General features: G+C 71.5%; 31 protein-coding genes. 2 read left to right on the plus strand and 29 right to left on the minus strand.

What is annotated here, in order from left to right:
* Positions 1-161 precede the first annotated feature (161 nt).
* The 10 genes from ABZ342_RS07310 to ABZ342_RS07355 all read right to left on the minus strand — a co-directional run bounded on the left by ABZ342_RS07310 (position 162) and on the right by ABZ342_RS07355 (position 9,725).
* Positions 162-1,436 (minus strand): deoxyguanosinetriphosphate triphosphohydrolase, encoded by a 1,275-nt coding sequence (locus tag ABZ342_RS07310; protein ID WP_155545766.1) that lies wholly within the window; start codon positions 1,434-1,436, stop codon positions 162-164.
* Positions 1,437-1,467: 31 nt separating this feature from the next.
* Positions 1,468-2,121 (minus strand): YdcF family protein, encoded by a 654-nt coding sequence (locus tag ABZ342_RS07315; RefSeq protein ID WP_360469769.1) that lies wholly within the window; start codon positions 2,119-2,121, stop codon positions 1,468-1,470.
* A 32-nt stretch (positions 2,122-2,153) separates the two neighbouring features.
* Positions 2,154-2,759, minus strand: coding sequence for a response regulator transcription factor (locus tag ABZ342_RS07320; RefSeq protein ID WP_155545764.1), 606 nt, complete (start codon positions 2,757-2,759; stop codon positions 2,154-2,156).
* Positions 2,756-3,958 (minus strand): sensor histidine kinase, encoded by a 1,203-nt coding sequence (locus ABZ342_RS07325; protein WP_360469772.1) that lies wholly within the window; start codon positions 3,956-3,958, stop codon positions 2,756-2,758. The genes ABZ342_RS07320 and ABZ342_RS07325 overlap by 4 nt, the downstream gene beginning before the upstream one ends.
* Positions 3,959-3,987: 29 nt before the next feature.
* A complete protein-coding gene (locus ABZ342_RS07330) occupies positions 3,988-4,728 on the minus strand; it encodes an ABC transporter permease (protein ID WP_360469775.1) in 741 nt (246 codons plus the stop codon).
* The gene (locus ABZ342_RS07335; protein WP_360469778.1) at positions 4,725-5,657 is read right to left on the minus strand and encodes an ABC transporter ATP-binding protein; all 933 of its coding nucleotides are present in this window, start codon (positions 5,655-5,657) and stop codon (positions 4,725-4,727) included. Before ABZ342_RS07335 ends, ABZ342_RS07330 begins: the two co-directional genes overlap by 4 nt.
* Positions 5,658-5,789: 132 nt before the next feature.
* A complete protein-coding gene (locus ABZ342_RS07340) occupies positions 5,790-7,178 on the minus strand; it encodes a glycine--tRNA ligase (protein ID WP_155545762.1) in 1,389 nt (462 codons plus the stop codon).
* Between the two features lie 88 nt (positions 7,179-7,266).
* The gene (locus ABZ342_RS07345; RefSeq protein WP_360469780.1) at positions 7,267-7,920 is read right to left on the minus strand and encodes a class F sortase; all 654 of its coding nucleotides are present in this window, start codon (positions 7,918-7,920) and stop codon (positions 7,267-7,269) included.
* Between the two features lie 80 nt (positions 7,921-8,000).
* On the minus strand, positions 8,001-8,639 hold the full coding sequence (locus tag ABZ342_RS07350; protein WP_155545760.1) for a class F sortase: 639 nt from the start codon (positions 8,637-8,639) through the stop codon (positions 8,001-8,003).
* A complete protein-coding gene (locus tag ABZ342_RS07355; RefSeq protein WP_360469784.1) occupies positions 8,640-9,725 on the minus strand; it encodes an LPXTG cell wall anchor domain-containing protein in 1,086 nt (361 codons plus the stop codon).
* A 277-nt stretch (positions 9,726-10,002) separates the two neighbouring features.
* Between ABZ342_RS07355 and ABZ342_RS07360 the strand changes: the two genes are divergently transcribed.
* Positions 10,003-10,368, plus strand: coding sequence for a metalloregulator ArsR/SmtB family transcription factor (locus ABZ342_RS07360; RefSeq protein WP_360469787.1), 366 nt, complete (start codon positions 10,003-10,005; stop codon positions 10,366-10,368).
* Positions 10,368-10,781: a Fur family transcriptional regulator gene (locus tag ABZ342_RS07365; RefSeq protein WP_155545757.1), complete on the plus strand. Its 414-nt coding sequence runs from the start codon at positions 10,368-10,370 to the stop codon at positions 10,779-10,781. Before ABZ342_RS07360 ends, ABZ342_RS07365 begins: the two co-directional genes overlap by 1 nt.
* A gap of 101 nt (positions 10,782-10,882) precedes the next feature.
* Here the strand turns inward: ABZ342_RS07365 and ABZ342_RS07370 are convergent, their stop codons facing one another.
* The 19 genes from ABZ342_RS07370 to hrcA form a co-directional block, all read right to left on the minus strand.
* Positions 10,883-11,605 (minus strand): TIGR03943 family protein, encoded by a 723-nt coding sequence (locus tag ABZ342_RS07370; RefSeq protein WP_360469790.1) that lies wholly within the window; start codon positions 11,603-11,605, stop codon positions 10,883-10,885.
* Positions 11,602-12,597: a permease gene (locus ABZ342_RS07375; RefSeq protein WP_360470251.1), complete on the minus strand. Its 996-nt coding sequence runs from the start codon at positions 12,595-12,597 to the stop codon at positions 11,602-11,604. Before ABZ342_RS07375 ends, ABZ342_RS07370 begins: the two co-directional genes overlap by 4 nt.
* Positions 12,598-12,721: 124 nt before the next feature.
* Entirely contained in the window at positions 12,722-13,147 is a 426-nt protein-coding gene (locus ABZ342_RS07380) for a YbjN domain-containing protein (protein WP_155545755.1), read from the minus strand.
* On the minus strand, positions 13,144-13,956 hold the full coding sequence (locus ABZ342_RS07385; protein ID WP_155545754.1) for an isoprenyl transferase: 813 nt from the start codon (positions 13,954-13,956) through the stop codon (positions 13,144-13,146). The genes ABZ342_RS07380 and ABZ342_RS07385 overlap by 4 nt, the downstream gene beginning before the upstream one ends.
* Before the next feature lie 40 nt (positions 13,957-13,996).
* The gene (recO, locus tag ABZ342_RS07390; RefSeq protein WP_360469794.1) at positions 13,997-14,758 is read right to left on the minus strand and encodes a DNA repair protein RecO; all 762 of its coding nucleotides are present in this window, start codon (positions 14,756-14,758) and stop codon (positions 13,997-13,999) included.
* A 60-nt stretch (positions 14,759-14,818) separates the two neighbouring features.
* Complete coding sequence (locus ABZ342_RS07395; protein ID WP_155545752.1) at positions 14,819-15,283, minus strand: CD225/dispanin family protein; 465 nt, start codon at positions 15,281-15,283, stop codon at positions 14,819-14,821.
* 69 nt (positions 15,284-15,352) lie between these two features.
* Positions 15,353-16,456, minus strand: a complete 1,104-nt coding sequence (locus ABZ342_RS07400) for an RDD family protein (RefSeq protein ID WP_360469797.1) — start codon at positions 16,454-16,456, stop codon at positions 15,353-15,355.
* A 185-nt stretch (positions 16,457-16,641) separates the two neighbouring features.
* A complete protein-coding gene (locus ABZ342_RS07405) occupies positions 16,642-17,091 on the minus strand; it encodes a DUF2752 domain-containing protein (protein ID WP_360469800.1) in 450 nt (149 codons plus the stop codon).
* The gene (locus ABZ342_RS07410; RefSeq protein ID WP_360469803.1) at positions 17,088-17,414 is read right to left on the minus strand and encodes a CD225/dispanin family protein; all 327 of its coding nucleotides are present in this window, start codon (positions 17,412-17,414) and stop codon (positions 17,088-17,090) included. Before ABZ342_RS07410 ends, ABZ342_RS07405 begins: the two co-directional genes overlap by 4 nt.
* A gap of 27 nt (positions 17,415-17,441) precedes the next feature.
* Positions 17,442-17,747 carry a CD225/dispanin family protein gene (locus ABZ342_RS07415; RefSeq protein WP_155545748.1) on the minus strand — a complete coding sequence of 102 codons (306 nt, stop codon included), beginning with the start codon at positions 17,745-17,747 and terminating at the stop codon, positions 17,442-17,444.
* Between the two features lies 1 nt (position 17,748).
* Positions 17,749-18,645: a GTPase Era gene (era, locus tag ABZ342_RS07420; protein ID WP_155545747.1), complete on the minus strand. Its 897-nt coding sequence runs from the start codon at positions 18,643-18,645 to the stop codon at positions 17,749-17,751.
* A complete protein-coding gene (locus ABZ342_RS07425; protein WP_360469806.1) occupies positions 18,642-18,980 on the minus strand; it encodes a cytidine deaminase in 339 nt (112 codons plus the stop codon). The genes era and ABZ342_RS07425 overlap by 4 nt, the downstream gene beginning before the upstream one ends.
* Positions 18,973-20,319, minus strand: a complete 1,347-nt coding sequence (locus ABZ342_RS07430) for a hemolysin family protein (RefSeq protein ID WP_155545745.1) — start codon at positions 20,317-20,319, stop codon at positions 18,973-18,975. The genes ABZ342_RS07425 and ABZ342_RS07430 overlap by 8 nt, the downstream gene beginning before the upstream one ends.
* Before the next feature lie 8 nt (positions 20,320-20,327).
* Positions 20,328-20,900 carry an rRNA maturation RNase YbeY gene (ybeY, locus tag ABZ342_RS07435; protein WP_285998443.1) on the minus strand — a complete coding sequence of 191 codons (573 nt, stop codon included), beginning with the start codon at positions 20,898-20,900 and terminating at the stop codon, positions 20,328-20,330.
* Positions 20,897-21,973, minus strand: coding sequence for a PhoH family protein (locus ABZ342_RS07440; protein WP_155545743.1), 1,077 nt, complete (start codon positions 21,971-21,973; stop codon positions 20,897-20,899). Before ABZ342_RS07440 ends, ybeY begins: the two co-directional genes overlap by 4 nt.
* An 87-nt stretch (positions 21,974-22,060) precedes the next feature.
* Positions 22,061-22,423: a histidine triad nucleotide-binding protein gene (locus ABZ342_RS07445; RefSeq protein ID WP_360469811.1), complete on the minus strand. Its 363-nt coding sequence runs from the start codon at positions 22,421-22,423 to the stop codon at positions 22,061-22,063.
* Positions 22,424-22,798: 375 nt separating this feature from the next.
* Positions 22,799-23,551, minus strand: coding sequence for a 16S rRNA (uracil(1498)-N(3))-methyltransferase (locus ABZ342_RS07450; protein ID WP_360469814.1), 753 nt, complete (start codon positions 23,549-23,551; stop codon positions 22,799-22,801).
* A gap of 2 nt (positions 23,552-23,553) precedes the next feature.
* The gene (gene dnaJ, locus ABZ342_RS07455) at positions 23,554-24,720 is read right to left on the minus strand and encodes a molecular chaperone DnaJ (RefSeq protein WP_155545740.1); all 1,167 of its coding nucleotides are present in this window, start codon (positions 24,718-24,720) and stop codon (positions 23,554-23,556) included.
* Positions 24,721-24,751: 31 nt separating this feature from the next.
* The gene (gene hrcA, locus ABZ342_RS07460) at positions 24,752-25,774 is read right to left on the minus strand and encodes a heat-inducible transcriptional repressor HrcA (RefSeq protein ID WP_155545739.1); all 1,023 of its coding nucleotides are present in this window, start codon (positions 25,772-25,774) and stop codon (positions 24,752-24,754) included.
* Between the last annotated feature and the right edge of the window lie 28 nt (positions 25,775-25,802).

The following is a 25,802-nucleotide window of genomic DNA, read 5'->3' on the forward strand; positions in this document are numbered from 1 at the left end:
GCAGGAACCGCGCCCGGGTGAGCCAGTTCCGGACCAGCAGCAGCGTGCCGAGGATCGCGCATGAAGGGTCGACACGGCGAAGACCCGGTCCGGAGCCGTGTCGACCTCACAATCACGCGTGTCGACCCTCGGATCACGCGTGTCGACTGCTCGAGCACACCTCAGCGGTGGTGGCGGGTTACGTGCCAGGAGTACCACGTGTGGGCCTGCGCGTCCGTGAGGGAGGCGACCTGGTCGACCACCACCCGGAGCAGCCCCGCGTCGTCGCGGGCCGCGTTCCAGGCCGGGACGAACAGCGGGTCCAGGGACTCCGGGGCCCGGCGGGCCAGCGCGTGGACCAGCTCCACCAGCAGCTCGCGCTGCCCCTCCTGCATCGCCAGCCGGCGGCGGTCGCTCATCACGTACCGCAGCGCCAGCGCCTTCAGCAGGGCCACCTCCGCCGCGACCTGCTCCGGGACGCACAACCGCGCCCGGTAGCGGCCCAGCGGGCCCTCCCCGAACTCCGCTCGGGTGCCCGTGACCGCCGCCGTCGTGAAGCGGCCGACCAGCTCGCTCGTCAACCGCTTCAACGCCACCTGGGCGCCCGGGGAACCGTCCGGCTCCGCCGACGTCAGCGCCGCCACCACCGGCAGCGCCAGCAGCTCCGCCGCCGCATCCTCCAAAGTGGACACCGACTGCGCCGAGAAGTGCTTGGCCGCGGCCTCGGCGACGGCCGCGCGCTCGTCCGGGTGGGCGAGCACGCCCAGCTTGATCCGGCCGGCCAGCACGCCGTCCTCGACGTCGTGCACCGAGTACGCGACGTCGTCCGCCCAGTCCATGATCTGCGCTTCCAGGCACGTCCGCTCGGCCGGCGCTCCTTCGCGGACCCACGAGAACACCGGGACGTCGTCGGCGTACACGCCGTACTTCACCTGCCCCGGCTTGCGCGGCCACGGGTACTTCGTGGTCGCGTCCAGGCACGCGCGGGTCAGGTTGAGCCCGACCGGGTCGCCGTCGTCGGACAGCAGCTTCGGCTCGAGGCGGGTGAGGATGCGCAACGTCTGCGCGTTGCCCTCGAACCCGCCGCACGCGGCCGCGACCTCGTCGAGCGCGCGCTCGCCGTTGTGCCCGAACGGCGGGTGCCCGATGTCGTGCGCCAGCCCCGCGGTGTCGGCCAGGTCCGGGTCCGCCCCCAGCTCGTCGGCGATGCCCCGCCCGATCTGCGCGACCTCCAGGGAGTGCGTCAGCCGCGTGCGCGGGACGCCGGTGACCTCGGCGCCCTCCCCCGGCCCGACCACCTGGGTCTTGCCGGCGAGCCGCCGCAGCGCCGCCGAGTGCAGCACGCGGGCCCGGTCGCGCGAGAACGCGCTGCGCCCGTCCGCCCGCGTACCGGGCAGCGCCGCGCCCTTCGCCGGCTCCGGCAGCAGGCGGGCGGTGTCGTGCTCGGTGTACTCCACCCGGCCAGCCTAAACGGGAGGACCGACAAACTCAGCCGAGGAACGTGGCGAAGAGATCGTCGGCCGGGGTCTTCGTCAGGCGGTAGTACAGCAGGGCGCCCGTCTCGCGGACGATGTAGCGCACCTGGGTGACGCGCTCCTGCACGATCGGCCCGCTGTGCGTCGGCGCGGTCCACGCGTCCAATCCCAGGTCGCCGGCCATGGTCCGGGCGCGGAACGAGTGCCACGGGTCGCTGACGAGCACCGCCGTGTGCCAGCCGCGCCCCTGGACCTCGTCGGCGACCGCGCGGAGGCTGCGCAGCGTGTCGCTGCCCTCCCCGACCGCCAGCGTCGCGGACGAAGGCACGCCGTGCCGGGTCAGCCAGAGCTGGCCGGCCCGGGCCTCGGTGAAGTTGTCCTCGGCCTTCTTGCCGCCCGCGGTGACGATCGTCTTCGCGACGCCCGCGTCGTAGAGCTGCTTCGCTTTTTCCAGCCGCGCCGCGTAGATGTCCGACGGCTTGCCGTTGTACTGCGCCGCGCCCAGCACCACGATGACGTCGGCGGCCGTGCGGTCGTTCTCGCGCGCGACCTGCCAGACGCGGAACGCCGTGCCGCCGACGAGCGCGAGCAGCATGAGGACCGTGCCGAAGACGATCCGGCGCGCCCAGCTCGCCAGCGTCGGTTTGGTGCGTTCAGCGGTACCCACCCGGACCATCTTGTCAGAAGGCCGCCGGCCGCTCAGAGCCAGCCGCGCTCCTCGGAAACCCGCACCGCCTCGGCCCGCGTCCGGGCGCCGGTCTTGCCGATCGCCGCGGACAGGTGGTTGCGGACGGTCCCTTCCGACAGGTGGAGCGCGCGAGCGACGTCGGCCACCGTGCTGCCGTCCTTGGCCTCCCGCAGCACATCCCGCTCCCTTCCGGTGAGCGGGCTGGCGCCGGTGGCCAGCGATTCGGCGGCCAGCGCCGGGTCGACCACCCGGAGTCCACTGTGGACTCGCCGGACGGCCTCGACGAGCTGTTCGGGCGGGGCGTCCTTGACCACGAACCCGGCCGCGCCCGCCGCCATCGCGCGGGCCAGGTAGCCGGGACGGCCGAACGTCGTGCAGATGATCACCCGGCACGACGGCAGCGCGGCCCGGAGATCGGCCGCCGCCTCGAGCCCGTCCTTGCCCGGCATCTGCACGTCGAGGAGGGCGACGTCGGGCTCGGTCTCGCGCGCGGCGGCCACCACCTCGTCACCCGAGCCGACCTGCCCGACCACCTCGATGTCCGATTCGAGGCCGAGCACGGTCGCCAGCGCGCCGCGCACCATGGCCTGGTCGTCGGCCAGCAACACCCGGATCAAGCGAGTCCTCCCGCGGGTTCGGCGCGCACGGCCGGAGCGGCCGCGCGGGGTTCGGGCAGCGGAACCTCCGCCCGCACCGTCAATCCTCCCCCGGACCGCGCCGACGCGCGTACCGTGCCCCCCACCGCGGCGAGCCGCTCGGTGAGCCCGCGCAGACCGTTGCCCGGCACGACCTCGGTCGCGGTGCCGTCGTCCTCGACCTCCAGCCAGGTGTCCCCCAGCTTCACCTTGACCAGCTTGGCACCGGAGTGCCGCAGCACGTTCGTCACGGCCTCGCGCAGCACGTAGCCGAAGACGCTCTGGAGCTCGGGCCGCACGTTGTCGACCGCGTGCGGCAGGTCGGCGTCGATCTCCGCGGCCCGCAACGCGGCCCGGGCGCCGACGATCTCGGCCGACAGCGACACCTCGCGGTACTCCGACACGGTGGCGCGGACGTCGGACAGCGCACTGCGGGTGAGGCCCTCGACCTCGCGGATCTCCTCGACCGCGCGCGGGATGTCCCCCGAGCTTTCCAGCACCCGCCGGGCCAGCCCCGCCTTGACGGTGATCGTGGTGAGGCTGTGCCCGAGCAGGTCGTGCAGGTCACGGGCGACGCGCTCGCGTTCGTTCGCCACCGCGAGCGTGGCGATCTCCTCGTTGGCCAGCTGCAGGCGCCGGACCGCCCGGACCAGGCTCGACATGAAGAACATCGCCATCGTCACCGACCCGACGGTGACCAGGTCGCCCCAGTTGTCGCCGAACCGGCCGTTCACCAGCAGGATCACCGCCGCGACCAGCAGCGCCGCGCCGTCGAGGAGCACCACCCACGCCAGCGGCAGCAGGAACACCAGCGCGGCGGTGCCGTAGAGCAGGACGAACGGGTTGGTGTGCGTCGCGGCGACCACCGTCAGGCCCAGGGCGAGCATCCACACGCTGTAGGCGAACCGGAACGGGCGGCCGCGGTCGAACGCCACCGGGAAGAGCGCGTAGGACACCGCGACGCCGTAGACGAGCACCCACAGCGCCACCACGCCGGGCGTCACCCGGTCCACGGCCAGCAGCGACTTCGTCACCGGGATCAGGTAGGGCAGGGTGAACACGATCGACAGGAACGGCCACCGGAACTTGTCCGGCCCGCTCTTGCCGCGGTTGGGCGGCGGGTCCTCCCACCACGTCTCGCGGGTGCCCAGCCCGTACTTCTGCGCCTCGTCCTTGGCCATCGCCGTTCCCATTCCCCTGTTCCCGGCCCTCAGACCCGGGCGCTGTCCTTACGGTAACGCCTGATCACGAGGGCCCCGAGCACGACGGTCCACGCCGCGAGCACGCCCACCGCGGTCGGCAGCGACACGACCATGTCCGTGGTCACCGCGGGCCGCGCCAGCTGCAGCACCCAGTACGTCGGCATGAGCTGGGCGACGTCGTGCATCCAGCCCGGCATCGTCTCGATCGGGATCCACAGCCCGCCCAGGAAGCCCATGCCCAGGGTGACCAGCATGTTGATCGGCTGCATCGACTCCGGCGTGCCGAACTGGCCGAGCAGCAGCCCGAGCAGCACCAGCGGGATCGTGCCGAGCCAGACACCGGCGAAGATCCGGACCCAGCCCGCGGCGTCGAGGTGCACCCCTTCGCCCACCACGGCGAGCGCCGGCACGAGGATCAGCGCGGGCAGCCCGACGAGCAGGCCGGAGACGCCCTTGCCGGCCAGGTAGCCGCTGCCGGTCAGCGGGGTCAGGCGCAGCTGTCGCTGCCAGCCCGCGGCCCGCTCCAGCGCGAGCCGGGCGCCGCTGTTCGTCGCGGCGGCGAACGCGCCGAACGTCATCATGTTGATCATGATCACGGCCACGATCTGCGCGTGCTCCGGATCGGACGACTTGGTGAAGACGTTGGCCTGCAACAGGAACATCAGCACCGGGAAGGCGACGACGAAGATCAGGAACCGCGGCGCCCGGAAGTTCCGGCGGATCTCGGTGAGCAGGTAGGTGGCGTTCATCGCACGGACTCCGGGGTCTCGTCGGCGGTCAGGGAGAGGAAGGCGCCTTCGAGGCCGACGGCGCTGATCTCGACGTCGTGCACGGCGGGCACCGCGGCTTTGAGCGCCCACAGCGTCGCGTCCGAGTCGGCGGTGGAGATCGCGACGCGGTCGCCGCGCAGCTCGAACTCCTTGACGCCGGGCAGCGCCGCGACGACGGCTTCGGTCACGCCCGGGACGGCGGCCCGCAGCGTGCGGCCGCCGGCCAGCGCGCGGACCTCGGCGACCGAGCCGTCCGCGACGACGCGGCCACGGCGCATCAGCACGACCCGGTCGGCGAACTCTTCGGCCTCTTCGAGGTAGTGCGTGGCGAACAGGACCGTGCGACCGGACTCGGTGAACGCGTACATCGACTGCCAGAACTCGCGCCGGGTGCCGACGTCCATCGCGGCGGTCGGCTCGTCGAGGATGAGCAGGTCGGGGTTGCTGACCAGGGCGACGGCGAACCGCACACGCTGCTTCTGCCCGCCGGACAGCTTGTTGGCGCGGCGGCCGGCCAGATCTTCGACGCCGGCGGCGCGCAGCGCTTCGGCGACCGGCATCGGCCGGCGGTGCAGGGCCGCGACCATGCCGACCGTCTCGGCGACGGTCAAGTCGTCCATCAGGGCGCCGCCCTGCAGCATCGCGCCGATCAGGCCGGCGCGGACGGCGTCGATCGGCTTGCGGCCGAAGACACGCACTTCGCCGCTGTCCTGCGTGCTGAGGCCGAGGATCATGTCGACGGTGGTGGACTTCCCGGCGCCGTTGGGGCCGAGCAGGGCGACCACCTCGCCCGGGGCGATGGTCAGGTCGACGCCGTCGACCGCGTGCACGTCGCCGTAGTGCTTCCGCAGGCCGGTGAGGTGGATCGCGGCCCCCGCCGCCACCGCCTGGATGTCTGTTTCTCGCATGCCCCCAGGCTGCCGCCCGGGCGGCCCGGGTTCCCAGACCGTGCGTCACGACCTGAGGGTGACAGGTGTCAGGGGTCGAACGCGCCGAAGCCGCCCCGCGGGGTGCGGGGCGGCTTCGGCGGGAAAGCGGGGTCAGCAGCCGATCAGGCGGCCGGCCAGGTACGACTCCAGCTTGTCGATCGCGACGCGTTCCTGCGCCATGGTGTCGCGGTCGCGGACCGTGACGGCGTTGTCGTCGAGGCTGTCGAAGTCGACCGTCACGCAGTACGGCGTGCCGATCTCCTCCTGGCGGCGGTAGCGCTTGCCGATCGACCCGGCGTCGTCGAAGTCGATGTTCCAGTGCTTGCGCAGCAGGTCGGCGACGGCCTTCGCCTTCGGGGTCAGGTCGGCGTTGCGCGACAGCGGCAGCACCGCGGCCTTGAACGGCGCCAGCCGCGGGTCGAGCTTCAGCACCACACGGGTGTCGGTGCCGCCCTTGGCGTTCGGGACCTGCTCCTCGTGGTAGGCGTCGACCAGGAACGCCATCATCGACCGGCCGACACCCGCCGCCGGCTCGATGACGAACGGGCGGTACCGCTCCTTCGACACCGGGTCGAAGTACGACAGGTCCTGACCCGAGTGGTTCGAGTGCGTGGTCAGGTCGAAGTCGGTGCGGTTGGCGATGCCCTCGAGCTCACCCCACTCCTGCCCGGCGTTGAACGCGAACCGGTACTCGATGTCGACGGTGCGCTTCGCGTAGTGCGAGAGCTTTTCCTTCGGGTGCTCGAAGTGACGCAGGTTGTCGGCCTTGATGCCGAGGTCCGTGTACCACTTCGTGCGCTCGTCGATCCAGTACTGGTGCCACGTCTCGTCTTCGCCCGGCTCGACGAAGAACTCCATCTCCATCTGCTCGAACTCGCGCGTCCGGAAGATGAAGTTGCCCGGCGTGATCTCGTTGCGGAACGACTTGCCGATCTGGCCGATGCCGAACGGCGGCTTCTTCCGCGTCGTCTGCTGGACGTTGGTGAAGTTCACGAAGATGCCCTGCGCGGTCTCCGGACGGAGGTAGTGCAGGCCCTCTTCGGACTCCACCGGGCCGAGGTAGGTCTTCAGCATCATGTTGAAGTCCCGCGGCGCGGTGTACTGGCCGCGCGTGCCGCAGTTCGGGCAGGGCACGTCGGACAGGTCGTCCTCGGTGGTCTCCTTGCCGGTGCGGCCCGCGTACTCCTCGGCGAGCTGGTCGGCGCGGAACCGCTTGTGGCACGAGAGGCACTCGATCAGCGGGTCGGTGAACACGTTGACGTGCCCCGAAGCCACCCACACCTGGCGCGGCAGGATCACCGAGGAGTCGAGGCCGACGACGTCGTCGCGGCCCTGGACCACGGTCTTCCACCACTGGCGCTTGATGTTGTCCTTGAGCTCGACCCCGAGCGGCCCGTAGTCCCACGCCGAGCGGGTACCGCCGTAGATCTCTCCGCTGGGGAAGACGAAACCACGGCGCTTGCACAGGCTGACTACGGTATCGATGGTGTTCGTGGGCACTCCACGCTCCGGAAAGCTTGCGGGACGGTTGTCTGACTGGAACGTCCAGGGTATCCGCCGGTGCCCACCGCTTTTCGCGCAGGTGAACCTACGGCCGCGACACCAGCGACGCCGTCACGACGCGGTTGTCCTCGTAGCCCTCGCTGCCGCCGACGTACTCGCCCCCGCAGGTGACCAGGAGCAGCTTGTGCGGGCCGTCCGGGTCGAACAGCTGCTCCGACCGGCCGGCCAGCTCGGACTTGTGGATGGTCTCGGTCGCGTCGACCCGGTAGACCCAGGCACCGCCGGCGGCGTCGGTCAGCTTGACCTCCTGACCCTGCTTGACCTGCCAGAGCTCGGTGAACGGGCCCTTCTTGCCCTTCCAGTTCACGTGCCCGGACAGCAGCGCGACACCGTGGTCGGCGCCCAGCTTCGCGCCCCACCAGGCGGCTTCGTCGAGGCCCTCGGGGATCTTGAGGGCGCCCGCGGCGTCGAGGTCCTCCTGGACGAGCTTCGCGGCACCGCCACCGGGCAGGGACAGCTGCGCGGGCGCCCGGCCGGTGTCCGGCTCCGCCTGCCGGCCGGCGGGCTGTTCCGCGGCCGCGACGGGCGTGGTCGTGCCGTTCGCGCCGGCGGGTTCATCCTTTCCGGTGAAGATGAGCAGCGTGGCGACGAGCGCCGCGACCAGGAAGGCGCCGGCGACGCCGACAATCCACCAGCGGCCGGGGCCCTTCTTCGGTTCCGCCGGGTTCTGCTCCTGCATGCGCCTGTGCTCCTTCGCTGTCCGTGCCGTTGCGAAGACACACATGCGGCGGCCGGCGAAGGAGGTTGCACCGGATCCGGTCAGCCGGTGGGGCGCGTCACCAGCGTGGCCGTGACCAGGCGGTTCTCGTCGTAGCCCTCGGTGCCGCCGACGTAGTCGCCGCCGCAGGTCACCAGGACCAGGCGGTGCGGGCCGTCCTGGCCGAACCACTTCGCGGCCTGCTCCGGCAGCGTCTCCTTCGGGAGCGTCACGACGTCGTCGACGCGGTAGACCCAGCGGCCGCCCCGCGCGTCGACCACGCTCACCTGGTCGCCGTCACGCATGCGCCAGAGCTCGTCGAACGGACCCCGCTGCCCTTCCCAGTTCACGTGGCCGGACAGCAGCGCCGCGCCCTGGGCCGCGCCCAGCTTGGCGCCCCACCAGGCGGCGTCGCCCAGGCCGCGCGGGATCGGGAGGACGCCGCGGTCGGTGAGCTCCGTCCGGACCAGGCGGGCGGTGGCGCCGCCGGGCAGCCGGACCGTGCCCGGGCGCTGCTGCGCGGCAGACTCGCTGTCCGCGGGCAGCACGGCCGGGGCCGCGTTCTCCCCCGGCAGCGAACCGGGCGGGGGCGCGGCGAGCGCCGCCGGCTCGGGCGGCAACCAGGTCAGCAGGATGACGCCGGCCGCGAAGGCGGCCACGGCCAGCGCCGCCGAGACGGCGGCCAGCCCGGTGCGCAGCACCTAGTCCGTCCCGGACTTGCGGCGCCGGCCGAGCAGCAGCGCGACGGCCCCGAAGAACACCCCGCCGAAGAGCAGGCCGATGCCGAGCGGGACGCGCGAGCCGTCACTGCCCGTGTCGGGCGCGGCCGCGCCGAGGTACCCGGCCGGGACCTGCGTCGGCACCGCGGCCTGCGTCGCGCTCTTGCCGCCGCCGGTGCCGCCCGAGGCCTTCGCGACGAATCCCTTCGGCACCGAGCAACTGACCCCGCCGAGCACGATGTTCGTCTGCACGTCCTGCAGCGCGGCGCCCGCCGCGTCCTTGACGTGGGTGGTGATCTCGACGCGCCAGCCGGCGACGGCGGTGTAGTCGCCGCCTCGCCAGCCGTCCTGGCGGATCAGCTGGTCGAACGCGCCGACGCGGGTCAGCTTGAGGTCGGAGACCGTCGTGTCCTTGCTCGCGTTCGTGATGTCGCCGGGCGGGCCGAGCCGCAGGTTCTTCAGCTCGAGGCCGGCGCTGCCGCCGGGCATCGGGACGATGCCGAGGCCGCCGCCCTGGCGCACCCAGAGCCGGGTCACCGACGAGGTGCCGGTGAGCTTCGACGGCGCGGTGCAATCCACCGCCGTCTTCGCGCCTTCGAGCACGAGCACGGTGTTGTCGGCCGCCTTCGCGGCGCCCTGCCAGTTGTCGCGCAGCGCGTAGCTGGTCTCGGCGACGGCGGTGGGCACGGTGGTCGCCTGCAGCGCGGCGACGACGTTGTGGTCCCGGCTCGCGACGCCCGCCGGGTACGGGTTGCCGCCGCTGTAGCGGCCGAGGTCGATCTGGTAGTGCCCGCCGAAGGTCGCGCGCTCACCGTCGTCCTTGGGGACCGTGACGCGGTCCGTGCCGAGCTTCGACTGGCCGGGCAGCAGCGGGGAGCGCTGGGTCTCGGTGATCAGGGCGCCACCGTGCTGGCCTTCGCCGCCGATCCGGATCGACGCGATGTTCGCGAACGAGACCGGCCCGGTCTTCTCGTCGACGGCCTGGCTCTGCGCCCCGGCCACCCCGGCGCCGACCAGCGGGAAGAGGACGGCCGTCAGTGCGGCTGCTTTCGTCACGAAACGGGTCATGTCTCCCCACTGCTCTGCTCGGGCGGGTCGCCAGCGTACGAGATAGCGACGAAACGCTCCGCGACAACCTTGCACCGTCGGCCACTACTTGCGAAGCCGAAGAGGCAATTCCCCACGAACTCACCCGAATGGGGGAGTACGACCGGCCGTAGTCCGCAGTGCTCGGTGACGGAGCGGGTGCTACCCGGGGGAACACTAGGATGGGTGGTGCCGTTATCGGCAATGACTACGGAATTCATGGTCGGCGGCGGCGATGACGAGCAGCGTGGAGGCGGGAATGGCGACAGTCACCGGAGGTGGCGCCCAGCCGGGCCTCGCGGAGTGCGCCCCGGCACCGGCCGGGACCCCGGCCCACCCGCCCGCGTCGGTCCTGAACGACGCGGGCGACCTGTTGCGCGCGCTGGCGGCCCCGGTCCGGATCGCGATCGTGCTGCAGCTGCGCGCGGCCGACCGGTGCGTGCACGAGCTGGTGGACGCCCTCGACGTCGCCCAGCCGCTGATCAGCCAGCACCTGCGGGTGCTGAAGACCGCGGGGGTGGTCCAGGGCGAGCGTCGCGGCCGCGAGGTCGTGTACCGGCTCGCCGACGACCACCTCGCGCACATCGTCGTCGACGCCGTCGCCCACGTGCAGGAAGGAAAGTGATGAACGCCGTCGTACCGCGCAGCCAGGCCCCGGTGCCCGGGCGCCGATCGACCCGCCAGCGCGCGGCGGTCGTCGAGCTGCTGAGCACCGTCGACGACTTCCGGTCGGCCCAGGAACTGCACGACGAGCTGCGCAAACGCGGCGACGGAATCGGCCTGACGACGGTGTACCGCACGCTGCAGTCGCTGTCGGAGGCCGGCGAGATCGACGTGCTGAGGACGGACTCGGGCGAGGCGATCTACCGCCGCTGCTCGGCGCACCACCACCATCACCTGGTGTGCCGCCTGTGCGGCCGGACGGTCGAGGTCGAGGGGCCGGCGGTGGAGCGCTGGGCGGAGAAGATCGCGGCCGAGCACGGCTTTTCGGAGATCTCGCACACGGTGGAGATCACGGGGACCTGCGGGGAGCACTGACGCGGGCTTCGGGGTCGCCTGCGGGTGTGGTGCTGAGGTGCGTCCCAGGTCTCGACGCGGCCACGCCCACCCCGCCCACACTGGGCCAGCGGCTCCCCGGCTCAGTACTCGTAAGGGTCCTTGGGCGCCGGGACCGTCGTGATCGAGGCCAGCGTGAAGTCCGGCGTGTAGCTGTTGTCCTTCGTCGCCGTGCGGGGGACGGCCGAGCCCGTCACCCGGATCCACGCGTCGCTCGGGAGGTGGTCGGCTTCGCCTCCTCGGAGGTGGACCGTCACCGGGAACGCGTCCGCCGCGCAGCAGCTGATCACCAGGCGGGCCAGCAGCGTGCGGCCGCCCGTGTGGACCACGAACCCCGTCAACGAGACCGTGCGGTTGTCGAGCGTGCCCGCCGCGTCCCAGCCTGCTCGGCTGACAAACTCGTTCACCGTCAGCGGTACCACGTTCCCCGCGGGCAGTGGCGGGAAAGCGGCGGCGTTGGCGGCGGCCGCGCTCGCCGGGGCGCGGGCCTCCGTGCGGATCACCGAGTCGGCGCCCAATGCGGGCGGGGCGACCAGGAAGACCGCCAGCACCGGCACCAGCAGCAGCCACGCCGGGCGCGCCGAATGAGAATGGCCGTGGTCCTGCTCGGCGGCCGCTTTCGCCCGCGCCGCCAGGAGGTCGCGCGCGATCGCGACCGCGCCCAGGAGCACCATCACCGCTCCGCCCGCGATGATCCACGGCTGCTGCGCCGGCTTGACGTACCGCAGGTAGTCGCCGTTGACCGCGATCTTGACCAGCGCGCCACCGAGCAGGATCAGCAGGATGTTCTGCGTTTCGCGCCTCATGCCACCCCCACCACCAGGCCGGCCACCACGGCGCACGCCATCGCCACCACGAACGTCGCCGGGGCGAACCGCGCCGCGAACGACCGGCCGAACGTGCCCGCCTGCAACGCGAACAGCTTCACGTCCACCGCCGGCCCCACCACCAGGAACACCAGCTTCGGCAGCATCGGCAACGCCGTCAGCGACGCCGCCACGAACGCGTCCGCCTCGCTGCACAGCGCCAGCACCACCGCCAGCACCGCCATCACCACGACGCCCAGCACCAGCTGGTCGCCCAGCACACCGAACCAGTGAGCCGGCACCAGCACGTTCAGCGCCGACGAGATCAGCGCCCCCAGCACCAGGAAACCGCCCGCCTCCACCAGGTCCGTGCGGGCCGTCTCGGCGAACACCCGCCACCGCTGCCCGGCCGCCACCTCGGGCAGGCGCCGCAGCGCCCGCGACGTGATCCACTCCAGCTTGCCCCAGCGGGCCCACAGCCAGCCCATCACCATCGCCGTCGCCAGCGAACCCGCGAAGCGCGCCAGCACCATCTCCGGCCGGCCCGGGAACGCCACCGCCGTCGCCACCAGCACCACCGGGTTCACCGCCGGCGCCGCCAGGAGGAACGTCAGCGCCGCCGCCGGGGCCACGCCCTGCCCCATCAGCCGGCGCGCCACCGGCACCGAAGCGCATTCACAACCCGGCAGCGCGACCCCGGCCAGGCCCGCCACACCGACCGCCGCGCCGGCCCGCTTCGGCAGCACCTTCTCCAGCACCCGGGCCGGCACGAACGCCGCGATGGCGCCACTGATCAGCACGCCCAGCACGAGGAACGGCAACGCCTGCACGCAGACGGCGACGAACACGGTCGAGCCCGTGCGCAGCGCGGGCACGTCGAACGCCTGCTGCAGCCAGCCCTGGGCGAGGATCGCGACCAGCAGGATCGCGCACAGCACCTCGACGGAGCTGATGCGGAACCGGCGGGTGCGCCGAGCCGAGTCGGAAACCATGTTCACGACGGCGATGATGCCAGCCGCGTCCGACAGCGAGAGCACCGCACATCCGCGAACGGTCGAAAAGTGCCGGTTTCCGGCCGGAATTCGCCGTTCGCGGCGAAACGACACCCCGAGTGGGTTACTCGCCGGGCGCGATTCCCGGCAAATCGGTCCGCAGCTGCGACGCCGTCGACACCACCAGCATCAGCAACGTCCCGAGCGCCGCGGCGTCCAGACCCGCCGCCGGGAACGCGTACCGCAGGGTCACGTCCACGCCGTTGTCCGAGTGCCCGACGCCCAGCGTCCCGAACAGTCCCTGCCCCGCCCGCTCGGCGACGGCGATCGACAGCTCCGGCCCGTCCGTGAGGTCCCAGCCGACCACGCAGGTGAGCGAGAGAACCGTGAGGCCTTCGCCGAGCCGGGTCGCCTGGATCACGCACGGAACGTCGCCGTGGGAGAACGTCAGCGCGCCGTCGTCGTCGACGTGCACCTCGAGGTAGCGCTCGAGCGATTCCTTCGCCTGCGTAAGCAGTTCCGCAGTCTCGGCCGCTTCGGTCGCGCTCATGACGACGCCTGGTCGACAGCGCCGCCGAAGCGGCGATCCCGCTTCGCGAACTCCAGGCACGCGCGCCACAAGTGCGTCCGGTCGAAGTCCGGGAACAACGTGTCCTGGTAGACCATCTCCGCGTAAGCCGACTGCCACAGCAGGAAGTTCGACGTCCGCTGCTCCCCCGACGGCCGCAGGAACAGGTCCACGTCCGGCATGTCCGGCTGGTACAGGTACTTGCCGATGGTCTTCTCGTTGACCTTGTCGGGGTTCAGCTTGCCGTCGGCGACGTCACGCGCGATCCGCTGCATCGCGTCGCCCAGCTCGGCCCGGCCGCCGTAGTTGACGCACATCGTCATGTTCAGCGCCGTGTTGTGCTTGGTCTTCTCTTCGGCCGCCTGCAGCTCCTTGATCACCGACGCCCACAGCTTCGGCCGCCGCCCGGCCCACCGGATGCGCACGCCGATCGAGCCGAGGTAGTCGACCTGGCGGCGGATGGTGTCGCGGTTGAAGCCCATCAGGAACCGCACCTCTTCGGGGCTGCGCTTCCAGTTCTCCGTCGAGAACGCGTACACGGAGAGCCACTTGACGCCGATCTCGACGGCACCGGCGGCGACGTCGATCATCACCGCCTCACCGCGCTTGTGCCCTTCGATCCGCGGAAGGCCGCGCTGGTTGGCCCACCGGCCGTTGCCGTCCATGACCAGCGCGACGTGCTTCGGCACCAGCTCACGCGGGATCTCCGGTGGCTTCGCGCCGGACGGGTGCGGATCCGGGGGCCGCAGCTCGTACCGCGACGCCTTGTTCTCGCGTCCCCTGCGCAGCACTGCGAGCCTCCCTGGATGGTGAAACCGATCAGGGCCGACCCTACTGCCCGGGCACCACGGCTTCCCGAGCGCGTCGTTCGACCAGGGGAAGGGACCGGAGCTGACGCTCCAGATGCCACTGCAGATGGGCCGCGACCAGGCCGCTCGCGTCGCGGCGGGTGCCCTGCAGCGTCGACTCGGCCAGCGGCCATTCGCCGTGCAGGAGGGCGGTGAGCAGGTCGAGGACCTCGGGCGCGGGGTGCACGCAGCCGGGCACGCGGCAGTCCTGGCACATCGAGCCGCCGGCGGCGACGCTGAACGCGACGTGCGGGCCCGGCAGGCCGCAGCGGGCGCATTCGGTGAGCGCGGGCGCCCAGCCGGCGTAGGACATCGCGCGGAGGAAGAACGCGTCGAGCACGAGGGACGCGTCCCGCTCCCCGGCGGCGAGGGACCGCAGGGCGCCGCAGACGAGGAGGTAGAGCTTGAGCACCGGCTCGCCCTCTTCGGCCGAGAGCCGGTCCGCGGTTTCGGCGATCGCGCTGGCCGCGGTGTAGCGCTGGTAGTCGGCGACCAGCGGCAGGTGGAACGCGTCGACGGTCTCGACCTGGGTGATCACATCGAGGGTGCGCCCGGTGTAGAACTGCACGTCGACGTGGCCGAACGGCTCCAGCCGGGCCCCGAACCGCGAAGACGTCCGCCGCACGCCCTTCGCGACGGCGCGGACCTTGCCGTGCCGTCGCGTGAGCAGGGTGACGATCCGGTCGGCCTCACCCAGCTTGTGCGTGCGCAACACCACCCCGGTGTCGCGGTAGAGGTTCACCACCCCGACATCGTCCCACTCTCGGGTGATGCCGGGGTGGAGCGCCCCGCCGAACCGCCGGGATCAGCAGTAGTAGCCGTAGCAGGTGCTGACGGCCACGGCCGAGGCGATGATCGCGATGATCGCCACGACGCAGCCGATGCTGCCCAGGATGGTGGAGATCAGGCAGAGCGTCTTGGTGGTGCGCGACGCCTGCTCCGCCATCATGTAGTTGCCCTGCATCTTGTACGTGCCGACCTCGTTCGACTTCATGATCGCGAAGATGCCGAGGATCAGGCCGCCCAGGAAGAGCGAGGCGATCGCCCAGCCCTTGTAGTCCTTGATGGCGTTGATGTCGCCGCCACCGCCGGGCATGCCGTAGCCGGGGGTGCCGAAGCCGCCGGACGGGGGCTGGCCGTACGGCGCGGGCTGGCCGTAGGCGGGCATCCCGCCCGACGGCGGGCCGTAACCGGGCTGCTGCTGCGGGAAACCGCCGGACTGCGGCTGCTGACCGTAAGGCGGCTGCTGCTGGCCGTAGGGATTGGTCATGAACGTCTACCCCAATTACTCGTGAACGTCCGCCGGGTCACCCCGGCGGTCCTGCGGAAAAAACGTGCCTCAGTGGTGCGGCGGCTGGTCGTTCGGCGGCTGGCCGTACTGACCGGGTTGGATCTTCCGGGTTTCTCCGGAGTCGCCCTGGCCTTCCGGACGCAGCATCTGCGTCCGCTCGGCCTCTTCGTCGAACGCGGACCCACTGCCGGCGGAGTCCGGGCGGAGCATCTGCGTGCGCTCGACCTCGTCGAAGGCGGAACCGCCCGGCGGCGGGGCGAGCGGCCGGCCCGGCTGCTGCCCGAAGCCGCCCGGCTGCGGCGGCTGGCCGAACCCACCGGACGACGGGTCCTGCGGGAACCCGCCGGACGACGGCTGCTGCGGGAAACCACCCGGCGTGGGCTGGCCGAAACCACCGGACTGGGGCTGCTGCGGGAAACCGGCGGACGGCGGCTGGCCGAACTGGCCCGGCTGGCCGGGCTGCTGGCCCGGCTGGCCGGGCTGCTGGCCCGGCTGGCCGGGCTGCTGGCCCGCCGGCGGGTAGCCGCCGGCGAAGGGCTGCTGCGCGCCGGGCTGCTGCCCGAACGGCGCCTGGCCGGGCGCGGCGTCGGCCTGCACCACGACCGTGCCGACGATCTTGTCCGCGAACGTCTGGCTCTTGTCGTCCCAGAGCGGCCACAGGAACCCGATGTAGCAGGCCGCGCCGTCGACGATGTGGCAGAGGTCGCGCAGGAACGCCGACCCGGCGCCGATCGGCTGCCCGGTCTGCTCGCCGATCAGCTTGATGCCGGCGATCCGCTTGCCCAGCGACTGACCGGTGTTGCCCTGCTGGATCCACCGGTTGTAGACGGCCCAGCCGATGCCGGCGAGCGCACCGATGCCGTACAGGGTCCCGCCGAGCCCGTAGGCGCCGGAGACGAAGAGGATGACCGCGATGAGGTAAATGACGAGCACCGGCGCCTGGTCGATCAGCAGTGCGACCGCGCGCTGGCCCCAGTTCGCGTAGTTCTGGGGTGCACCGAAGGGAGTTCCCGGCTGGCCGAACGGTGCCGGCTGCCCGTACGGGGCGGGCTGCCCGTACGGCGGCGGCGCCTGACCGGGCTGCGGTTGTCCGAACGGTTGCTGGCCACCGGGCTGCTGCCCGAACGGCTGCTGACCGTAGGGATCGGTCATCTGTGTCTCCCCCTCGCTGGTCACTCCACCGCACGCTCCGTGCGGAACCGCGCCGAATGTACGGCATTGGTCCGCGGGAGCGTACTCGGTTCACCTGCGGCAGCGCTGCCCAGGCGTCCACTGTCCGGGTGAACCCGGCGAGCGTCCGACGCGCTGCGTGGCGAAGTGGTTCCCGTCCGTCGAAATCAGACGCGCAGGCCGGTGAACGGGGCGAACGGGAGGTTGCGAATGACGAACCAGACGGCGAACACGACGCCGACGGTCAGCGGGGTCCAGCGCCAGTGCAGCCAGCTGTTCACCCAACGGCCGCGCAGCCGCCCGGCCGTCCAGGCGGCCGTGCTCCAGACGAAGAGAAGGATGAACACGAGGGACACGGCGTTGTAGTGCAGCGCCGCGGGAAGGTCGCCGTGCATCAGGCTGTAGGCCATCCGCATGCCGCCGCAGCCCGGGCAGTCGATGCCGAACAACGCCTTGGTCGGGCAGACGGGGAGCCAGCCGCCGGGAGTCGTGGGGTCGCCGATCAGGACGGCCGCGCAGCACACGCCGAGCCCGCCCACGACGGCCATCGGGGCGCCGAGCGCCCGCAGCGTGGCCCTCGCCCCGCGGGCCGGGTATCCCGTGTAGACGGTCGTCATGGCACGAGCGACCGGAAGGAGGCGCCGACGAGGGCGAACATGACCAGGATGAACACGAGGTAGAGCGCGAGCAGGATGCCGCACGAGATCGCCGACCACATCGCCCACTTGCGGGCTTCGTCGGCGGCCCGGTGCGCTTCGGCGTGGAACCCCTGGAACCACAGGGAGTTGACCTGGCTCGCCTTCACGATGGAGACGATACCCAACGGCATGCAGCACATCACCGTCGACAGGATCGCCCAGACCATGTTGTTCTCCGGCGGCGGCCCGTAGTTCGGCAGCCAGCCGGGCGGCGGCGGGTACTGCGGGTAGGGCTGGGTCACCGGGATCGCCTCCTGCTGCCGTCGTCGTCAGTTCGACGCGGCGTCGTCGGTGAGCGTTCCGAAGAGCAGCACGATCGTCACGATCGCGGCGACCCACAGGACGGCACCGGCGACGGCGGCGACCACGGCCCACCGCCGGGCGTCGCGAGCCGACGCGAGCGCCGCGTCCTGGTCACCTTGGGCCCAGAGCTTTTCGACCTTGGCGGCCTGGTAGATCGAGAGGACGCCGAACGGGAGGCAGCACAGGACGGCGCTGACGATGCCCCAGACCAGGTTGGTCGCGGGCGGGGGTCCGGGGTTGTAGTCGGCGGGCGGCCGCGGCGGCTCGGCCACGTCAGAACCCGAGCCGGCGCAGCTGCCGGGGGTCGCGCTGCCACTCCTTGGCCACCTTGATGTGCAGGTCGAGGTAGACCTTGGAGCCGAGCAGCGCCTCGATGTTCTTGCGCGCGGTGGCGCCGACCTCGCGCAGCCGCTCGCCCTTGTGCCCGAGGATGATGCCCTTCTGGCTGGGCCGCTCCACGAACAGGAAGGCGTGCACGTCGATGAGGTCGTCACGGCCTTCGCGCGGCAGCATCTCTTCGACGGTGACGGCGATCGAGTGCGGCAGCTCGTCGCGGACGCCTTCCAGCGCCGCCTCGCGGATCAGCTCGGCCACCAGCGTCTGCTCGGGTTCGTCGGTGAGTTCCCCGCCCGGGTAGAGCTGCGGGCCTTCGGGGAGCTTGCCGACGAGCAGGTCGGCGAGCGCGCCGACCTGGAAGCCGTCCACCGCGGACACCGGGATCAGCTCGGCGAACTCCATCACCTCCTGCAGCGCGAGCAGCTGCTCGGCGACCTGCTGGGGCTGGACGAGGTCGGTCTTCGTGACGATGCCGATGACGGGGGTGCGCTTGGCGATCTTCTGCAGCTCGCCGGCGATGAACTTGTCGCCGGGGCCGATCTTCTCGTTCGCCGGCACGCAGAACCCGACGACGTCCACTTCGGACCACGTCGTGTGCACGATGTCGTTGAGCCGCTCGCCGAGCAGGGTGCGGGGGCGGTGCAGGCCGGGGGTGTCGATGAGGACGAGCTGGGCGTCCTCGCGGGACACGATGCCGCGGATCGCGTGGCGCGTGGTCTGCGGCTTGCTGGAGGTGATCGCGACCTTGGTGCCGACGAGGGCGTTGGTCAGCGTCGACTTGCCCGCGTTGGGACGGCCGACGAAGCAGGCGAAGCCGGAACGGTGCTCGGTCATCGCTCCAGCACCTCGAGAACCGTGCCGTCCGGGGCGGCGAGGATGATCGGCGCGTACTTCGCGATGTCGCGCACGGCCTGCACGGACGCGCCCTTGAGCAGTCCTTCTTCGCTGACGACGGCGGCCGCTTCGATGCCTTCGGCGCCGCTGGACAGCGCCGCGGCGACCGCGGCCTGGAGCGCGGTGAGCTTGAACGACGGCTGGTCGACCGTGCCCGCCGCGTAGGTGCGGCCGTCGCTGTCGCGGACCGCGGCGCCTTCGGGGGCCTGGATGCGGGCGCGCGAGGACCGGGCGAGGGTGACCAGCTTCTGGTCCTCCGCCTCGAGGTCAGGCATGTTCGACGCTCCTGTCGCGTTCGTCGGGGTGGGGCAGGCGCGTACGGCGCCGGGTGGTGCGGTCGGCCGGGTCGGTCATCGCGTCGGCGTCGGCCGGGTGGACCACCACGGAGGTGATCCGCATGCGGCCGCGCCGGTCCTTGCCGCCTTCGGCGAACAGCCGGAGGCCGGCGACCTCGGCTTCGGCCCCCGGAAGCGGGACCCTACCCAGTCGTTCCGCGAGCAGCCCGCCCACGGTCTCCACGTCGTGGTCTTCGAGGTCGATGCCGAAGAGCTCGCCCAGGTCGTCGACGCTCATCCGGGACGACACGCGGACGGCGCCGTCGGCGAGCTCCTCGACCTCGGGGCGCTCGTCGGCGTCGGACTCGTCGGTGATCTCCCCGACGATCTCTTCCAGCACGTCCTCGATGGTGAGCAGGCCGGCGGTGCCTCCGTACTCGTCGACGGCGATCGCCATGTGGTGGTGCGAGCGCTGCATCTCCTTGAGGAGCTCGTCGAGGCGCTTCGAGTCGGGGACGAAGGAGGCTTCGTTCATCAGGGTGTCGACGACCGTGCTCGACCCGTCCGGGTCCATGTACGCCGACATCAGGTCCTTGATGTTGACGACGCCGACGATGTCGTCGACCGACTCGTCGATCACCGGGAGCCGGGTGAAGCCGGTGCGCAGCGCCAGGGCGAGGGCCTGGCGGACGGTCTTGGTGCGCTCGATCCAGACGATCTCGGTGCGCGGGACCATGACCTCGCGGGCGATGGTGTCGCCCAGCTCGAACACCGAGTGGATCATCTCGCGCTCGGAGTCCTCGACGACGCCGCGTTCCTGGGCGAGGTCGACGAGCTCGCGCAGCTCGACCTCGGAGGTGAACGGGCCTTCGCGAAAGCCCTGGCCGGGGGTGATGGCGTTACCGATGAGGATGAGCAGCCGGGACAGCGGGCCGAGGATCGAGCCGAGGACGCGGACGGGCCCGGCGACGTAGCGGCCGATGCGGTACGGGTGCTGGCGGCCGAGGGTGCGCGGGCCGACGCCGATGAGGACGTAGCTCACGACGATCATGACGACCGCCGTGACCAGCACGGCGACGCCGAGGGGCCGGAGCCGGGTGCCGACGAAGACGGTGACCAGCACGGTGGCCGTCAGCTCGCAGCCGAGGCGCAGCAGGAGCAGCAGGTTGATGTGCCGGCGGCGTTCGACGACGACCGCCGCGAGGTGGCGGGCGCCGGGCAGGCCCATCCGGGCGAGGCCTTCGGCCCGGGCTTGCGACACGGTGCTGATGGCGGCGTCGGCCGCCGCGAACACGCCCGCGAGGAGCACGAGCGCGATCGCGAACAGGAGCTGGACCATGGCCGGCGCTAGGGCGTTTCCCCGGCGGGTGGTTCGGCGGCCGGGGTGGTGGCCGCGTCGAGCCCGGCGATGCCGAGGACGCGGTCGTCGGTGTTGCGCTGGGCGTCACGCTTCTGCAGGGCGGCGACGGCGTCCTGGTACTCGCCGAGGATCCGCTTCTGGAGGGCGAACATCTCGCGCTCTTCGGCGGGTTCGGCGTGGTCGTAGCCGAGGAGGTGCAGGCAGCCGTGCACGGTGAGCAGGTGCAGCTCGTCGATCAGGGCATGACCCGCGGTCTTGGCCTGATCCTTGGCGAACGCCGGGCAGAGCACGATGTCCCCGAGCAGCGCCGGTGACGCGTCGGGCGCGTCGGGACGGCGGGAGGAGTCGAGCTCGTCCATCGGGAACGCCATGACGTCAGTGGGCCCTGGCAGGTCCATCCAGCGTTCGTGCAGGTCTTCCATGACGTCGAGGGTGACGAGCAGGATGGACAGCTCGGCGAGCGGGCTGACCTCCATCTTGTCGAGGGCGTAGCGGGCCGCCGAGACGATGGACGTCTCGTCGACGTCGACGCCGGACTCGTTGGCGATTTCGATGCTCACCGCCGGTTGCCCTTCCAGCCGTTGCCTTGCTGCTGGTCCTGGGCGTCCTGCACGGCCTGCCACTTCTCGTAGGCGTCGACGATGTCGCCGACGAGCTTGTGCCGGACGACGTCCTGGCTGGTCAGTTCGGAGAAGTGGAGCCCTTCGACGCCGCCGAGGATGTCGCGCACGACGCGGAGGCCGCTGCGCTGGCCGTTCGGCAGGTCGACCTGGGTGACGTCACCGGTGACGACGATCTTGGAGCCCTGGCCGAGCCGGGTGAGGAACATCTTCATCTGCTCGGGCGTGGTGTTCTGGGCCTCGTCGAGGATGATGAAGGCGTCGTTCAAGGTGCGGCCGCGCATGTAGGCGAGCGGCGCGATCTCGATGGTGCCGGCCTGCATGAGCCGCGGGATCGACTCGGGTTCGACCATGTCGTGCAGCGCGTCGTAGAGCGGCCGCAGGTAGGGGTCGATCTTCTCGTTGAGGGTGCCGGGCAGGTAGCCGAGGCGCTCGCCGGCTTCGACGGCGGGGCGGGTCAGCACGATGCGGGTGACCTGCTTGGCCTGGAGGGCCTGGACGGCCTTCGCCATGGCGAGGTAGGTCTTGCCGGTGCCGGCGGGGCCGATGCCGAAGACGACGGTGTGCTTGTCGATCGCGTCGACGTAGCGCTTCTGGTTGAGCGTCTTGGGCCGGATGGTCTTGCCGCGGCGGGAGACGATGTTGAGGCTGAGGACCTCGGCGGGCGACGCGTCCCCGGTGGAGAGCATGCCGATGGTGCGGCGGACCGTGTCGGGGCCGACCTGCTGCCCGCCGGTGGCGAGGGTGACGAGGTCGGCGAAGACGCGCTCGGCGAAGGCCACGTCGGCGGGGGTGCCGGTGAGGGTGACCTCGTTGCCGCGGACGTGCACGTCGGCGGCGAGAAGCTCCTCGGCGACACGCAGGTTCTCGTCACGGGAGCCGAGCAGGCTGAGCGCGGCGGCGTCGGGAATGGGGAACCGGGACTGCGCTGCCTGGACGGCGGCATCCTCGGTCTTGGCGACGTCCCCGGGGACGTCGGGTCGGGCGGCACCACCCGGTACGGTTCCGGCCACGTGGCCTCAGGCCTGCTTTCTCGGTGAGGGAGAACGGACCCCACCGATGCTACTGGCACCCACCGACAGAACGCAGACGGGTTTGCCCTAGTCCTGCTCAGGAGCCCCGAAGAGCCCCAGAGGCTCCCCACCCAGAACATGGGCATGAACATGAAAAACAGTCTGCCCGGCATCACCATCGGTGTTGAACACAACCCGATACCCAGACTCAAGAACCCCTTCAAGCTCAGCAACCCGCCGAGCAGCAAGCGCAACAGCGGCCAGCAACCCCGGATCCCCAGCAGCAAGGTCCCCCAGGTTCCGATACCGAACCTTGGGCACAACAAGCACATGAACCTTGGCCTGCGGCCGAATATCCCGGAAGGCAAAGGTCAGATCATCCTGATAGACAACATCAGCAGGGATCTCACCAGCAATGATCCGTTCAAAGAGAGTCTCATCCTCACTCATGGGAAGAGACCCTACCGACGAAGGAAGACGCGCCACCCAACAGGCACCGAGCGAGGGCCGCGGGGGTCCGGGGCATGCCCCGGCGGGGGTCTGGGGGTCCGACCCCCAGAAGACACAACGAACGCGAAGCGGCCCAACGACCGAAGCGAAGCGAGGGAGGGGGGCCGCGGAGCGGTAGACCCTGGGGGTCGATCTACCGCCACCGCGGCGGCCGCCGGACCGAGGGGGGAGGTGCCCGGCGGGGTCTGTGCTTTCCCAGTGGCGCGCCGAACCCGGAAACGGTGTGTGGCGCGTTAGTAAACGAGAGTAACGGGTCGGAGTGTGATCGCGCCATAACTGGGCGCAAAATCGGGGGTCTTTTTTCCGGTGATCTTTTCACCGCCACCGGCTGGTGAGGGCGCCCAGCGCACCGAGGGCGACGGCCGCGGCGGTGGACGTGCGCAGGACGGTCGTGCCGAGGCGGACGGCTCGTGCGCCGGCTTCGCGCAGGGTGCGGAGTTCGCCGTCGGTGATGCCGCCTTCGGGGCCGACGACGAGGAGGAGGTCGCCGGTGTCGGGCAGTGCGAGGTCGGTGAGGCGGTCGGGGACGTCGGACTCGAGGACGACGACCAGGGACATCGTGGCGGCCAGCCCGGCCAGTTCGCCGGTGGTGACGGGCTCGGTGACGTCGGGGACGTGGGCGCGGCGGGCTTGCTTGGCGGCGGCGCGGGCGGTGGCGCGCCAGCGGGCGAGGGCTTTGTCGCCGCGGCCGCCGTCGTCCCACTTGGCGACGCTGCGGGCGGCTCGCCAGGGGACGATCGCGTCGACGCCGGCTTCGGTGGCGAGCTCGACGGCGAGCTCGCCGCGGTCGCCCTTGGCGAGGGCTTGGGCGAGCACGACGCGCAGTGCGGGTGGTTCCTCGGTCCAGCTCTCCTCGACCGCGAGGGTGAGGACGGCGTCACGCCCGGGCTGGACGGCTTCGACGACGCAGCGGGCCATGGTCCCGGCGCCGTTCGAAAGGATCAGCCGCTCCCCCGTGCGGAGACGGCGGACCGTGGCCGCGTGCCGGGCTTCCTCGCCGTCGAGCACCGCGCGCCCGGAGGCGGGGACGGCGTCGGCGAGGAAGACCGGCAGGGTGGTGTCGGGCACGGTCAGCGGTGGTTCTTGGCGCGCAGCTTGGAGAAGAGGCCGCCGTGCTTGCTGCCGTTGGATGCCAGCGTCGGGACTTCCTCGCCGCGCTGCCGGGCGAGTTCGACGAGGAGCTCGCGCTGGGCTTCGTCGAGCTTCGTCGGGACCACGACGTCGATGTGGACGTGGAGGTCGCCACGGCCGTCGACGCGGCCGGAGGACCGCAGCCGGGGCATGCCCTTGCCGGTGAGGACGAGCTCGGCGGTGGGCTGGGTGCCGGGTTCGACGTCGAGCTCGTAGTCGCCGTCGATCAGCGTGGAGATGGGCACCGTGGCGCCGAGGGCGGCGGTGGTCATCGGGATGCGGAAGTTGCAGTGCAGGTCGTGGCCCTGGCGGACGAAGACCTCGTGCGGGGTCTCGTCGATCTCGACGTAGAGGTCGCCGGCCGGACCGCCGCCGGGGCCGACCTCGCCCTGGCCGGACAGGCGGATGCGCATGCCGTCGCCGACGCCCGGCGGGATCTTGGCGGTGACGTTGCGGCGGGCGCGGATGCGGCCGTCGCCGCCGCACTGGCGGCAGGGGTCGGGGATGACCTCGCCGAAGCCGCGGCAGACCGGGCACGGGCGGGCCGTGACGACCTGGCCGAGGAAGGACCGCTGGACGGACTGGACCTCGCCGGCGCCGCCGCAGGTGTCACACGTCTTGACGCCGGTGCCTTCGGTGGTGCCTGCGCCGCGGCAGAGGTCGCAGACGATCGCGGTGTCGACGGCGATCTCCTTGTCGACGCCGGTGGCGCAGTCCTCGAGGGACAGGCCGAGCCGGATCAGCGCGTCGGAGCCGGGCTGGACGCGGCTGCGGGGTCCGCGCCCGCGCCCGCCGCCACCACCGGCCGCGCCGAAGAAGGCGTCCATGATGTCGCCGAGGCCGCCGAAGCCCGCGAACGGGTCGCCGCCGCCCCCGCCGCGCGCGCCGCCGTCCATCGGGTCGCCGCCGAGGTCGACGATCTTGCGCTTCTGCGGGTCGGACAGCACCTCGTAGGCCGTCGTCACCTCGCCGAACTTGTGCTGCGCGTCTTCCGACGGGTTGACGTCGGGGTGCAGCTCCCTGGCCAGCTTCCGGTACGCGCGCTTGATGTCCTGATCGCTCGCGTTCTTGGCCACCCCGAGGATGCCGTAGTAGTCCCTCGCCACCGTCTCTGCTTCTCCTTCTGCTCTGCCCGGCTCAGCGGCCGGCCAGGATCTGCCCCACGTAGTTGGCGACCGCGCGCACCGCGGCGATCGTGCCGGGGTAGTCCATCCGGGTCGGGCCGACCACCCCCATGCCGCCGAGCACCATGTCCTGGCCGTAACCGATCGAGACGACCGAGGTGCTGCGCATCTGCTCGTCCTCATTTTCCTCACCGATGCGCACCGTGATCGCACCGGGGTTGCGCGCGGCGGCCAGGAGCTTGAGCACGACCACCTGCTCCTCGAGGGCTTCGAGGACCTGGCGCAGCGAACCCGGGAAGTCGGCGACGTTGCGCGTGAGGTTCGCGGTGCCGCCGAGGACCAGGCGTTCTTCGGGGTGTTCGGCCAGCGACTCGACCAGGACCGTGGTGACGCGGATGAGCGCGTCCCGCAGCTCGCCGGGTGCCTTGTCGGGCAGCTCGGCGACGCGCGCGGCGGCCTCGTTGAGCCGCCGTCCGGACATGGCCGTGTTGAGCACGGACCGCAGCCGCGCCACGTCTTCTTCGGTGACGACGTCGCCGAGGTCGACGGTGCGCTGGTCGACGCGGCCGTTGTCGGCGATCAGCACCAGCATCAGCCGCGCCGGGGTGAGCGGCACCACTTCGAGGTGGCGCACCTTGGCGTTGGTCAGCATCGGGTACTGGACGACGGCGACCTGCCGGGTCAGCTGCGCGAGCAGCCGGACCGAGCGGCGGAGGACGTCGTCGAGGTCGGTGCCGCTGTCGAGGAAGGTCGTGATCGCCCGGCGCTCCGGAGCGCTCAGCGGCTTGATCTCGGACAGCCGGTCGACGAAGAGGCGGTAGCCCTTGTCGGTCGGCACGCGGCCGGCGCTGGTGTGGGGCTGGGTGATGTAGCCCTCTTCTTCGAGGGTGGCCATGTCGTTGCGCACGGTGGCGCTCGACACGCCCAGGTTGTGCCGCTCGACGATCGCCTTGGAGCCGACGGGCTCCTGGTTGGACACGTAGTCGGCCACGATCGCCCGCAGCACGTCGAAGCGGCGCTCGTCCGCGTTGGCCACCGTTCCTCACCTACCTCGCTCGCTGCTC

The sequence above is a fragment of the Amycolatopsis sp. NPDC005961 genome (assembly GCF_040629235.1).
GTDB lineage: Bacteria > Actinomycetota > Actinomycetes > Mycobacteriales > Pseudonocardiaceae > Amycolatopsis > Amycolatopsis camponoti.

Bases quoted from the DNA above. Each gene is read 5' to 3' on its own strand.
- ABZ342_RS07325 (WP_360469772.1), bottom strand. From the start codon at position 3,958: ATGGCCAAGGACGAGGCGCAGAAGTACGGGCTGGGCACCCGCGAGACG.
- ABZ342_RS07330 (WP_360469775.1), bottom strand. From the start codon at position 4,728: ATGAACGCCACCTACCTGCTCACCGAGATCCGCCGGAACTTCCGGGCG.
- ABZ342_RS07335 (WP_360469778.1), bottom strand. From the start codon at position 5,657: ATGCGAGAAACAGACATCCAGGCGGTGGCGGCGGGGGCCGCGATCCAC.
- ABZ342_RS07345 (WP_360469780.1), bottom strand. From the start codon at position 7,920: ATGCAGGAGCAGAACCCGGCGGAACCGAAGAAGGGCCCCGGCCGCTGG.
- ABZ342_RS07355 (WP_360469784.1), bottom strand. From the start codon at position 9,725: ATGACCCGTTTCGTGACGAAAGCAGCCGCACTGACGGCCGTCCTCTTC.
- ABZ342_RS07360 (WP_360469787.1), top strand. From the start codon at position 10,003: ATGGCGACAGTCACCGGAGGTGGCGCCCAGCCGGGCCTCGCGGAGTGC.
- ABZ342_RS07365 (WP_155545757.1), top strand. From the start codon at position 10,368: ATGAACGCCGTCGTACCGCGCAGCCAGGCCCCGGTGCCCGGGCGCCGA.
- ABZ342_RS07370 (WP_360469790.1), bottom strand. From the start codon at position 11,605: ATGAGGCGCGAAACGCAGAACATCCTGCTGATCCTGCTCGGTGGCGCG.
- ABZ342_RS07375 (WP_360470251.1), bottom strand. From the start codon at position 12,597: ATGGTTTCCGACTCGGCTCGGCGCACCCGCCGGTTCCGCATCAGCTCC.
- ABZ342_RS07380 (WP_155545755.1), bottom strand. From the start codon at position 13,147: ATGAGCGCGACCGAAGCGGCCGAGACTGCGGAACTGCTTACGCAGGCG.
- ABZ342_RS07395 (WP_155545752.1), bottom strand. From the start codon at position 15,283: ATGACCAATCCCTACGGCCAGCAGCAGCCGCCTTACGGTCAGCAGCCG.
- ABZ342_RS07400 (WP_360469797.1), bottom strand. From the start codon at position 16,456: ATGACCGATCCCTACGGTCAGCAGCCGTTCGGGCAGCAGCCCGGTGGC.
- ABZ342_RS07405 (WP_360469800.1), bottom strand. From the start codon at position 17,091: ATGACGACCGTCTACACGGGATACCCGGCCCGCGGGGCGAGGGCCACG.
- era (WP_155545747.1), bottom strand. From the start codon at position 18,645: ATGACCGAGCACCGTTCCGGCTTCGCCTGCTTCGTCGGCCGTCCCAAC.
- ABZ342_RS07425 (WP_360469806.1), bottom strand. From the start codon at position 18,980: ATGCCTGACCTCGAGGCGGAGGACCAGAAGCTGGTCACCCTCGCCCGG.
- ABZ342_RS07430 (WP_155545745.1), bottom strand. From the start codon at position 20,319: ATGGTCCAGCTCCTGTTCGCGATCGCGCTCGTGCTCCTCGCGGGCGTG.
- ABZ342_RS07445 (WP_360469811.1), bottom strand. From the start codon at position 22,423: ATGAGTGAGGATGAGACTCTCTTTGAACGGATCATTGCTGGTGAGATC.